Genomic DNA, 11,874 nt, shown 5'->3' with positions numbered 1-11,874 from the left:
ATCATAAAAACACATGAATAATTTATTTAGGAGCATAACTTTATTGTTGTTGATGTTTATTCTGGGAAGTGTTAGTGCACAGAATAAAAGTTTGAACGTCAAGGGTACAGTTCGTGATGCAATGGGTGACCCCATTATCGGAGCTACTATTTTACAGCAAGGTTCAACTTATGGAACCATTTCTAATAAGGATGGAGAATTTTCATTATCTGTTCCTGACAAATCAGTACTTGAGATTTCTTTTGTAGGATACCAAACAAAGATCGTTAAAGTTACCGCACAAAAGAGAGAATTTCACATAGTGCTGGAAGATGATATGCAAGTATTGGCTGATGTGGTAGTGGTAGGATATGGTGTGCAAAAGAAAAGTGATCTGACTTCGTCAATTTCTACTATTAAGTCAGAACAATTATCTTCCACTTCGATAACCTCTTTAGATCAGGGTATTCAGGGAAGAGCAGCCGGTGTGGCTGTTTTAAACACTTCGGGTCAGCCAGGTGCCGGAACTTCTATTCGAATCAGAGGTACCAGTTCTATTAATGGAAACAATGAACCTTTGTATGTGATTGATGGTGTTCCTGTGATTAGTGATGCAAATACATTCAGCACCGGGACTTTAAAGAATCCGGCTCTTAATCCTTTGACTAATATCAATCCCAATGATATTGAATCTATTGAAATTTTGAAAGATGCTTCTGCAACTTCCATATACGGTGCCCGTGGGGCGAATGGTGTGGTGCTGGTCACTACCAAACAAGGTAAGAATGGAAAGCCTAAAGTCTCTATCGGAGCTAAATACACATTGCAGCAGGTAACTAAAAAAATGGATATGCTGAATGCGGTCCAATTGGCCGAGTTGGGAAATGAGGCAACGGACAATGCTGGTGAAGAAAGAAATCCCGTTTTTGCTGGGTTGAATAATCTGTCCAAACTAAATACGGACTGGCAAGATGAGATATTCCGTACAGCACCTATGCAGAACTATGATATTTCAGTATCAGGTGGAAATGATAAAACTACTTATTTTGTTTCCGGTAATTTACTGTTGCAAGATGGTATAATTATTGGTTCAGATTTTGGAAAAGGAAGCTTCCGTATTAACCTGGGGCAGCAAATAAATAAATGGCTGAAGACTGGCGTTTCTGTGAATCTGAGCTATAGCCGTTCAAATGGTGTGGTAACGAATTCGGAAGGAGGATTTGCTTCTTCTATCACTTCTTGGGCGTTGGAAATGAATCCGGCTCTTCCCGTGAGAAATGAATCCGGAGATTACATTTATGAAAACAATTTGACTACAACTAATAATGTGGGTAATCCTGTGCAAGATGCCTATGAAGCGAAAAATAGAAATACTTCATTCCGGACATTGGCTAATGCTTATTTAGAATGGGTTCCAATTAAAAATCTAACCTTTAAGACTAGTATCGGTGTTGACTATTTCTATATAAAGGATCAGGCTTTTGCTCCCGGGGAGATTAAACGTGCAGAATCGAATGGTGGCTATGCCAGCATAGGAAATCGTGACGGTTACAACTGGGTATGGGAGAATACCGTCAACTATACAAACACTTTTGAGAAGCATACGATTAGCGCTTTGGCCGGTATGACAGCGCAAGCTTTTGTCTCGGAAAATTCGTCAGTTTCAACAGCTGATTTTACAGACGGATTTTTAGGATTCAACTCAATACAATCAGGAGCGTTGCGTCAAGCTGCAAGTTCGGGTATCTCCGAATGGCAGATGTTATCTTATCTGGCTCGTGTGAATTATAATTACGGTGGTCGTTATTTAATGAGTCTGACCGGTCGTATTGACGGATCTTCAAAATTTGGTAAGGGCAATAAATATGGCTTTTTCCCTTCAATCTCGGGTGCATGGAGAATTTCAGAAGAGAATTTCATGAAGCGGGCGCAAGCCATTTCAAATATGAAGTTGAGAGTAAGTTATGGTATTGTGGGCAATGAAGGAATTCCTCCATATAGTTCGCAAGGGTTGATGTATAACACAGAAGCGTATTTTGGCAATAGTGAAGTGGCAACCGGCGTGGTGCCTTATACATTGAGTAATCAAGACTTGAAGTGGGAAACAACTTCGCAGGTGAATCTTGGTTTTGACTTGGGTTTATTTAATAATCGTCTTACCTTAACTGCGGACTATTACCGAAAAAATACGCGCGACTTGCTGCTTGCTATGCCTGTGTCGTTTAATACCGGTTATGATACAGCCGTAAAGAATGTTGGCAGTCTGCGTAATGAGGGTTTTGAATTTGCTTTGGGTGCAGTACCTTTTGCCGGTAAATTCGGCTGGGATATGAATTTTACTCTCGGTTACAATAAGAATGAAATTACAGATTTAGCTGGAAGCCAGGAAAATCTTTCGGGGGCATCTATTTTGGGAGTAACCTATTGGACTAAAATAAATGAGGGTAAGCCTATCGGTACAATTTATGGATATAAAACTGATGGAATAGCACAATTGAGCGAAGACTTGTCTAAAATTCCATATTTCTCTGGAAAAACCTTGAAACATGGTGATCGTAAATATGTCAATAAGAATGGTGATAATGTGATTAATGAGGACGATTTATATGAGTTGGGAAATGCTAATCCGGATTTTACTTTCGGATTCAATAATACCTTTACTTATAACCTGCGCGATCATTCATCCATTGGGCTGACAGTCTATTTGCAAGGTGCGGTAGGTAATGAGATTGTGAACTTCAATAAGTTTTCATTGGAAAGTTTTGACGGACATAAAAATAATTCTGTGGCAGCATTGGAAAGATGGACTCCCGAGAATCCTACTAATAAATATCCTCGTGCCACGACTAAATCATCTGGTACTATTTTGTCCGATCATTATGTGGAAGACGGTTCATATCTCAGAATAAAAGATATCACGTTAAGTTATACTTTCCCCAAAAGCATCCTTCAGAAATTTTATTGTGAGGGACTTACAATCTTTGCCGGATTAAAGAATATTTATACGTTCACCAATTATTCCGGATATGATCCTGAGGTAAGTCGTTTTTCTAACGACAATCTTTCAATGGGAGCTGATTATGGTTCTTATCCGATGTCTAAATCGTATGAGTTTGGTTTAAGAATGAATTTTTAAAAAAGAATAGATTATGAAAAAATACATATTAAGCATTTTATTGAGTGGAGCATTCATGTTCACTGCTTGTTCGGATTTCCTCGACGAAGTGCCTAAAGGGAATATTACAAGTGAAGGATATTATAAAACAGCTCAGCATGCTATATCCGCCACCAATGCTATTTATGATTATTTGATTATCGGATATGCTCCGAATGGGTTATGGGATAAAAACTATGGTGGTACTTTCTACAATGATTATTGGGTTCTTCAGGATATGTTTGCTGATAATTCGGAAACTAATCAGACCAGCATTGACTACCAATCGGTGGAAAATATGCAAATAGACCAATATAATCAGCCTGTAGAATTGCTGTGGAGAGATTTTTATCAAACGATAAAATGTTGTAATGTCGTGATTGATAAAGTTCCATCTATTGATATGGATGTGACTTTAAGAAATCAGTTGGTGGCCGAAGCAAAATTCTTTAGAGCAATGATGTATTTTGATTTGATCCGGATGTTTGGTGATGTTCCTTTACGCGAACATAATGTTGAAAGTGCAGAGGAAGATGCAACTAGCCGGACCTCCAAAGAGACAATTTATGAATTGATCTTTTCGGATCTTAAGACTGCTGAAACCGATTTGAAGTACACTGAACGCTTTGGCGGAGGAAGACCTTATCCTGCATCTGCATCAGCTTTGTTAGCCAGGGTTTATTTAACTTATGCAGCAGAACATCATAGTCAGGAGCATTACCAGCTTGCTGTAGACAAGGCTAAATCTGTCATCCCGAATTTCCCTATGCTTGAAAACTACGGTGATTTATTTAAAGTGGCCAATCGTTTTAATACGGAAATAATCTGGGGAGTAAACTTTAGCGCAACGTTGAGTGAAGGTTGGAAAGGTGCACAGTTTTTGGTACGTTTATTGCCTGCCCTTGACGGAGTAAGCAATGCCCAAGGATGGGAAAATGCTACCGAAGATTTATGGAATAGCTTTGACCAGCAGAATGACCAGCGCCTGGATGTTACTTTGAAGAGAAGTTTTACTTATAGTGATGGTAGCATTAAGGATTTCGATAAGCCCTATGTTTTTAAGTATTGGGATAGTCAAGCCGAACCTAAAGGGAATAATACAGAGGCTATATTTCCGGCAATTCGTACAGCAGAGATGTATTTGATTATAGCCGAAGCTTTGAATGAAATAAATCAAGGAGCTAATGAGGAGGCGGTGATCGCAATTAATGCTGTAAGGAACCGTGCCGGACTGACCACGGCTGTACCTACCGACTATAAGGGATTTAAGAAGGCCGTATTGAATGAGTATCGTCATGAATTTGTGATGGAAGGACATCGTTGGTTTGATTTGACCAGGATGTGTACACCGCAAGAATTTGTGTCTATCATAAAGGCTGCCAAACCGGAATCTACTCCTAAAGAATACCATGTGAAATTTCCTATTCCTCAAAGAGAAATAGACCTGTCACAAAACATGATTACGCAGAATGAAGGCTATGGACAATAACCAAAAAGATAGAATTATGAATAAGTTTATCTATTTGTTGGCCTGTACATTATTTGTATCTTGCCAAAACAACAATAAGTCATCTGTAACACAGATGGAAGTCGAACTGGATTCAATGTGGTGTACACGGTTGATGCCCGGACTTGGCGGTGGAGTGACAGGAGGTGACGGTGCTATATCAATAGACTTGAAGGATGGACGGAATCTTTTTATGTGGGGTGACTCGTTTTTTGGAGATGTTGTCGATGATAAAAGGAGTAAAGACTCTAAATTTGTGATGGGTAACACTTTTACGATTATCAATGAGAAAGGAGAACTGGAGACCTTGTATAGTGGTGATTTGAAGAATCCTTCTGCATATATACCGGCAGAGCAGGATGGGGATTCACCCCGTTGGTATTGGCCTGGAGATGGATTTGTGAAAGATGGTATTCTTCATTTGTTCATGTCCAAGTTCAGGAAAGTGGGTGAGGGATCTTTTGGTTTTGAATATATGTGTTGTGACTATTTTCGTCTGGATGTGAAAACCATGAAGATCATTGATGAGATGAATATCCCTGCTGCCAATCAGAATGGTGTACACTATGGACATGCAGTGATGCCTTATCAAAATGCAATCTACATTTACGGAACAAAGTCGGACTCGACAGGAGCAAAGGCAGTTGTTCATGTGGCGAAGGCTGAATTGGTTGATAATAAGCTGGCGAACTTTGTGTATTGGGATGGGGCTAGCTGGCAGGCGGATGCTACTAAAACAGCGAAACTTGAAGGACTTCAGAAAAATATCTCTGAGCAATTCAATGTATTTAGTCTAAATGAAAAAATTGTGTTGGTTTCCCAAAATCGTTCGGGAAATGCCAAAGAAATTTATTCCTATATTGCCGACAGCCCTGAAGGTGCATTTAGTCATGAGAAATTGCTCTATACGGTCGATGAACCTAATTTTGAACAAGACAGTATGATGACTTATAATACAATGGTACATCCTCAATACATGAAAAATGATAAAATATTGATGTGTTATAACGTTAATACCTATGATTTGAAGAAGGTATTTGAGAAGGCATCATTGTACCAGCCTCGTTTCTTCTGGGTACCCGTAGATCATATATTAAAGTGATAGTTATGGTAAAGAATAACTCTTATTTGAAAGCCATTCCCGTGCTTGCCGCTTTTTTTGTTATGGGATTCTGTGATATAGTCGGTATTTCATCCGACTATATGCAGAAGAGCTTTAATTGGTCTCCAACTATGACGGGTTTTGTTCCTTCAATGGTATTTATCTGGTTTCTATTTTTAGGGATTCCTGTTGGTAACAGAATGAGTAAATACGGACGGAAAAATACAGTACTCGCTAGTATGGCGGTGACAGTTGTTGGGATGTTTTTGCCATTGTTGGTCTACAGTAGTGTAACATGTATTATTGCGTATGTTTTGCTAGGTATAGGGAACGCCATACTACAGATCTCTTTAAATCCGTTATTGAATAATGTTATTTCCAGCCCTCGGCTATTGACTAGCAGTCTGACGGCCGGACAGGTTATCAAGGCTGTCTCTTCGTTGGTAGGTCCTGAAATTGTATTATTTGCCACCCTGCATTTTGGTGATGATAAATGGTATTATTGTTTCCCCATTTTAGGCGCTATTACATTATTCTTTGCTTTATGGTTGACGTTTACTCCCATTCGGAGAGAGCAGGTGGAAGAGAGTAAAGTATCTGTTTCTGATTCTTTCAACCTGCTGAAAAATAGAACCATACTCATTCTTTTTTTTGGAATATTCTTTATTGTAGGTGTGGATGTCGCTACAAATTATGTCAGTTCAAAATTAATGAGCATCCGGTATGATTGGACTGCGGAACAAGTGAAGTTTGCTCCACAAGTATATTTCTTTAGTAGAACGGTTGGTGCTCTTCTCGGTGCTTTCTTGCTGACCCGCATTGCAGGTGCTCGCTATTTCAAAGTCAATATTCTGGCATGTATCATGATGCTTGTATTATTGATTGGTGTTCAGAATCCAGCTGTTAGTCTATTATGTATTGGCGGAATTGGCTTTTTTGCTTCGTCTGTATTTTCTATTATTTACTCGATGGCATTTCAAGAATGTCCCACAAAAATGAATCAGATTTCCGGGTTAATGCTGACGGCTGTAGCCGGAGGGGGAGTGGTAACTCCTGTTATTGGGTTTGCAATAGATAACGCCGGAATTACGGCTGGAGTTATTGTCATTTTACTTTGTGTGTTGTATCTCACCTATTGTGCTTTTGCGGTAAGAGAACGGAAATGTGGAGAGCAGACAACTTTATAATAAATAAAAATATAATGATGAATCAAAACATAATAAAAGGATTGCTAGTAGCTGCTATATGGTGCAGCAATATTCTTGTACTTCAGGCAGCACAAGATAATATAGCCCCACGGGCGCATGTCACGGTATCTAATGTGTTGAATGAGAATTATGCTGCCGACAACCTGGTTGACGGTAAAATAATGTATGATGATAAGGGCGAGTGGGCTTGCAAGGGAAGTGTTACGTCGTGGGGAGTCATGTATACCCCGTGGGCACAGTTGGAATGGGATGAAGAAGTGTGTGTGGATCGAGTGGTGCTGTATGACCGGGTATCTCTTGCTGAACACCTTGCCGGTGGAACTCTTCATTTCAGTGATGGATCTCAGCTTAGTGTAACAGCTATTCCTAATGATGGAAGCCCGAAAAGTATCTCTTTCCCTAAGAAAAAGGTGAAATGGATTCGTTTTGAGGCAACAGATGGGAATGGAAAAAATTTGGGGTTGTCTGAAATCGAAGTTTTTGCCGCACATGGTAATCAAACTGACTATGTAGAGTGGGTTGACCCTTATATTGAAACTACCCGGGGACGGTGGTTCTTCTGTACTCCGGGCGGACGTCCCTTTGGTATGGTGGCTGCTCATGCTTTCACCCGCAATAAAAATCAGGGAGGTGGCGGATATAATTATAATTTTCCGGATATCTTAGGATTCTCTCAAATAAATGAGTGGATGATTTCCGGTCCGAACATTATGCCGGTTGTAGGGGAAATAAATCCTACTGAAGGTATGGCAGGATGGAAATCACCTTTTAAACATGAAAGTGAAATAATTCAGCCAGGCTATCATCGTCTGTATTTGGACCGGTATAAGACTTGGGTGGAGTATACGGCAACAGAGCGGGCTACATTCTACCGTTTGAATTATACCGAAAATGTAAATGCCAAATTATTGGTGGATGTAGGTAGTGTTTTAGGGAATTGCTCTATGGATAAAGCTACCTTACTGCGTGTCAGCAATACACGTGTTGTAGGAGAATTTTTCACGACAGAACGCTTTTGGGGTGGTCCTGACAGCATAAAAATAAGCTTTGTACTAGATTGTAACCGTCCCATAAAAAGCATTGACGGATGGAATGAGAAAGGTGTCTTGCCCGATGTTGAGGCTATTGCGGGGAATGCTGCCGGTATGGTTTTGAACTTTGGACAATTGAATGCTGAAGAGTTGCTTTTTAAAATGGCATTCTCATATACAAGCGTAGACAATGCAATAGCCAATATGGATGCGGAACTGAACCATTGGGATTTTGACAAGGTATGTAAAGAAACCCGTTCTGTCTGGAATGAGGCTTTAGGACGTATAGCTGTTGAAGGTGGTACGGATGCTCAACGCATCAAATTCTACACTGACCTTTGGCATGTATTGCTAGGGAGACATAAAATAAATGATGTGAATGGCTATTATCCGGATTATGCCGGAAATAAATACGTCAATAAACGTACGTCTGAACCTATGAAGGTACGTCGTCTTCCACTTACGGCGGATGGAAAACCTAAGTTTAATATGTATGGCTTTGACGGGCTTTGGTTGACACACTGGAATTTGAACGTATTATGGGGTCTGGCATGGCCCGAAGTCATGGATGATTTATCTGCTTGTTTAGTTCAGTATGCTGATAATGGTAAGCTGTTGCCTCGTGGGGCATGTTCGGGTGGATATTCATTTATTATGACCGGTTGTCCGGCTACCAGCTTACTGGTAAGTACATATATGAAAGGAATTATGAAAAAAGCCGATCCTTTGCATACATTTGATGTCATAAAACGTAATCATATGCCTGGCGGAATGATGAGCTATGAGAGTGCTGATGATTTAAAGTTTTATATCAGTCATGGTTATTGTCCGGACAATGCAAGTAAAACTCTGGAATGGGCATTTCAAGATTGGGGAGCAAGCCGGATGGCTGCAAGGTTGGGAAAACACTCGGATGCACGTATGTTTGAAAAACGCTCACGAGCATGGACTCCTTTATTCAATGCGGAACAGGGCTTGGTATTTCCGAAAAAGAGAAATGGTGAATGGTTGCATCAGGATGCATTGAGTGGAAACGGTTGGGTGGAAGCGAATTCCTGGCAGGCCACCTGGTCTTTGTCTCATGAACTGCCTAAGCTGGTAAAGATGATGGGAGGAGCAGATAAGTTTTGCGAGAAATTAAATTTCGCATTTGAGCAGGCAAGAGATTTAGATTTTGTTTATGCTTACAGTGGAGGATACGTAAGTTATGCTAATCAGCCCGGATGTTCTAATGCACACATCTTTGCTTATGGTGGAAAACCTTGGTTGACACAATATTGGGTACGTCAGGTAAAAGAACGTGCGTATGGAGGAATTACTCCAGATAAAGGGTACGGTGGTCATGATGAAGATGAAGGTCAAATGGGAGGGGTCAGTGCATTGATGGCACTTGGACTATTTAGTGTAACAGGTACGGAATCTGATACTCCATACTACGATATTACTTCACCTATTTTTGATAAGATCACAATCAAACTGAATGGGGATTATTATGAAGGAAGTACATTTACTATAACTACCCACAATAATTCTGCTGAAAATTGTTATATCCAACGTGCGCAATTGAACGATATGGAATGGAATTATGCACAATTTAATCATGCAGACTTTACGAAAGGAGGAAAGCTTGAGCTATGGTTAGGTAATGAACCCAATAAATCGTGGGGAAAACTTAAATATTTGGCTCCGGACTCAGATTTATAATTGAAATAAAACAGTTGTTATTTCTCTATTAAGTGATTGGAATAATGTCGATTATGGCATTAAATGCCGAGTAGTGGTTCTGTTATAACTAATCATGTTGACAGAACCACTTCTTTTAGAGGCGTCTATTAAAGAGAAGAAGATGCTATCTTCGCCCGAATCCTACTTAGCGACTGCGGAGTTATCCACAAGTAAGACGCAATATGTTTTAAAGGTACATATTGCAATAATTCCGGAGTCTCTTTGATAAGGTTGAGATAGCGTTCTTTAGCCCGTGGGCTTCCCGAACTGATAAGCCAGTTCTCCTGTTGAAGAAACTGATGATCCATGAGGCGGAGCCCCAAATTAGCGAGTCCGATGGATGAGGCGAATAGCTGATTCAGAGCTGTTCGGGAAATACAATAGGCCACACTGTCACACATGACCTCAATATTTATTAATGAGTAGGCATTATCTACATAGCCCCAGACGGAGAAAGCAGCTTCTCCGTCTGAAGCAAACCAGATGGTAGTATCCACTCCGTCTTTATGATAATAGGCTCGCCATATTCCTGTCTTGATAAAATAAAGATTACAGTTCTTTGTTCCCTCGCGTACTATTAAATCTCTCTTTTTGAAATGTACCTCTTCCATACAGTTCAGTAGAGACTGTACATCGGTTTCTGATACCTTGTATCTATCGCAAAGTTTTTCAATGAATGTTCTCATATTGCAAAGATACTTATCGTCGGCAGACAATGAAACGATCTTTCAAATAAATTCCGAAAATATAGAAAGTGGTTAATAACTCTGCCAATGGTACGGCTAGCCAGATACCCGGTATACCCAATACCGGAGGGAGCGCAAAGAATCCGATCAACATAAACACGACTCCTCGGAGAAGAGTGATAATTGTTGCCCGCTGACCTCTTTCGACGCTTTGATAATAACCAATGCCAATCATGTTGACGGCAAAGAAAATGAATCCTACTCCGAAATAAGGAAGCCCGTTTACTGCTATATCAAATGCAGCGTAGCTGCGGTCAATGAATAACGAAACGATGTCTTGGCAGCATAGTACGGTAAGAATGAAAAAGCTGATACCGCAGATTAAAGCGGTCCGAATGGCGAGATGTAGTGTCTTTCGTACACGCTCGGGTTGTCCGGCTCCGAAGTTATAGCTGATAATCGGCTGTGCGGATTGTGCAATGGCATTATAGACCATGAAGATGATAGGGAAGAAGTAACAGGCAATACTGAATGCTGCCACTCCGTCTTCACCGAGATGGCGGATGAAAACGTAGTTCCCCAGAAACATCATACAGGCAATGGAGGCTTCACTGATAAAAGCAGAACTTCCCAGTTTAATCATATAACCGATGTTGCGAAGAGTCAGTAACAGACTTTTGATACTTAACTTTATCCGGCATAGATGGAGGGTACGAGAGAAGCGGAGTAAGTAAATCAGTGTCATCAACCCTCCCACAACAGTCCCCAGACTGGTGGCAAAAGCTGCTCCCATTATTCCCCAACCAAATTCGAAGATGAATATATAATCCAGTATGATATTGAGTATGGCTGCAACCGCATTATACATCATGGCATAGGTGGGTGAACCGTCCAGACGGATGCAGAACATACCTATATTTAAGACTTCGTAGAATACGAGAAAAGGAATGTACCATGCCATATATTCTACAGCTAACGGCAACAATCGGTCCGAACTACCTAATAATCTGGCTAATGGCTCTATAAAATAAAGGCACAGAGCAGACAGGATAAGTATGAGCAATGCGGAAAAAGCAATTGCCTGAGTGATATTAATACTTGCTACTTTGCGTTTTCCCTGAGATAAATGAATGGAAGCCACCACCGAAGCTCCCACTCCGAACATCAGTCCGATACCCGCTGCGATCATAAAAAGCGGTGCAGTGATATTTACTGCCGCCAGCGCGTCACTGCCAATTCCTTTTCCTACAAATATCCCGTCCGTAATAACGAACAGAGCCGAGAATACCATCCCAAGTACCGTAGGAATTAGTAACTTACGGAACAACGTGGAGATGTTCATACTGCCGAAATCAATACTATCTTTCATAACTTTCTACCTTTGTCGTTGAAAATGGTGACAAAGGTAGGGTTATGGGAGGAGATAAAAATTACCATTTGGTAATTTTTATCTCTATATTTAATAGGGAAAAGAATCTCTTA

7 protein-coding genes are annotated in these 11,874 nt (G+C 40.4%); 5 read left to right on the top strand and 2 right to left on the bottom strand.

The window, feature by feature from the left end; all coding sequences use genetic code 11:
• The first annotated feature begins 13 nt into the window (after window positions 1-13).
• From ACT8YW_RS07885 to ACT8YW_RS07865, 5 genes are read left to right on the top strand one after another with little or no spacing between them, the layout of a single operon-like run.
• Window positions 14-3,115 carry a SusC/RagA family TonB-linked outer membrane protein gene (locus ACT8YW_RS07885; RefSeq protein WP_444104579.1) on the top strand — a complete coding sequence of 1,034 codons (3,102 nt, stop codon included), beginning with the start codon at window positions 14-16 and terminating at the stop codon, window positions 3,113-3,115.
• Between the two features lie 13 nt (window positions 3,116-3,128).
• Window positions 3,129-4,622, top strand: coding sequence for a RagB/SusD family nutrient uptake outer membrane protein (locus ACT8YW_RS07880; protein WP_008998877.1), 1,494 nt, complete (start codon window positions 3,129-3,131; stop codon window positions 4,620-4,622).
• A gap of 16 nt (window positions 4,623-4,638) precedes the next feature.
• Window positions 4,639-5,742, top strand: coding sequence for a DUF4185 domain-containing protein (locus ACT8YW_RS07875; RefSeq protein WP_008998876.1), 1,104 nt, complete (start codon window positions 4,639-4,641; stop codon window positions 5,740-5,742).
• 5 nt (window positions 5,743-5,747) lie between these two features.
• Window positions 5,748-6,929 carry an MFS transporter gene (locus ACT8YW_RS07870; RefSeq protein WP_008998875.1) on the top strand — a complete coding sequence of 394 codons (1,182 nt, stop codon included), beginning with the start codon at window positions 5,748-5,750 and terminating at the stop codon, window positions 6,927-6,929.
• Between the two features lie 17 nt (window positions 6,930-6,946).
• Window positions 6,947-9,685 (top strand): GH92 family glycosyl hydrolase, encoded by a 2,739-nt coding sequence (locus ACT8YW_RS07865; protein WP_008998874.1) that lies wholly within the window; start codon window positions 6,947-6,949, stop codon window positions 9,683-9,685.
• Window positions 9,686-9,813: 128 nt separating this feature from the next.
• On the opposite strand, the gene ACT8YW_RS07860 is transcribed toward ACT8YW_RS07865, so the two are convergent.
• Complete coding sequence (locus ACT8YW_RS07860; protein ID WP_008998873.1) at window positions 9,814-10,392, bottom strand: Crp/Fnr family transcriptional regulator; 579 nt, start codon at window positions 10,390-10,392, stop codon at window positions 9,814-9,816.
• 13 nt (window positions 10,393-10,405) lie between these two features.
• Window positions 10,406-11,761 (bottom strand): MATE family efflux transporter, encoded by a 1,356-nt coding sequence (locus ACT8YW_RS07855; protein WP_444104578.1) that lies wholly within the window; start codon window positions 11,759-11,761, stop codon window positions 10,406-10,408.
• Window positions 11,762-11,874 lie beyond the last annotated feature (113 nt).

The sequence above is a fragment of the Bacteroides sp. genome (assembly GCF_052357945.1).
Classification (GTDB): domain Bacteria; phylum Bacteroidota; class Bacteroidia; order Bacteroidales; family Bacteroidaceae; genus Bacteroides.
The sequence above is the reverse complement of the archived record's forward strand: the minus strand, read 5'-3'. Positions and strand labels throughout refer to the sequence as shown.

Excerpts from the sequence above, each read along its gene's own strand:
- ACT8YW_RS07885 (WP_444104579.1), top strand. The coding sequence starts at position 14 with ATGAATAATTTATTTAGGAGCATAACTTTATTGTTGTTGATGTTTATT.
- ACT8YW_RS07880 (WP_008998877.1), top strand. The coding sequence starts at position 3,129 with ATGAAAAAATACATATTAAGCATTTTATTGAGTGGAGCATTCATGTTC.
- ACT8YW_RS07875 (WP_008998876.1), top strand. The coding sequence starts at position 4,639 with ATGAATAAGTTTATCTATTTGTTGGCCTGTACATTATTTGTATCTTGC.
- ACT8YW_RS07870 (WP_008998875.1), top strand. The coding sequence starts at position 5,748 with ATGGTAAAGAATAACTCTTATTTGAAAGCCATTCCCGTGCTTGCCGCT.
- ACT8YW_RS07865 (WP_008998874.1), top strand. The coding sequence starts at position 6,947 with ATGAATCAAAACATAATAAAAGGATTGCTAGTAGCTGCTATATGGTGC.
- ACT8YW_RS07860 (WP_008998873.1), bottom strand. The coding sequence starts at position 10,392 with ATGAGAACATTCATTGAAAAACTTTGCGATAGATACAAGGTATCAGAA.
- ACT8YW_RS07855 (WP_444104578.1), bottom strand. The coding sequence starts at position 11,761 with ATGAAAGATAGTATTGATTTCGGCAGTATGAACATCTCCACGTTGTTC.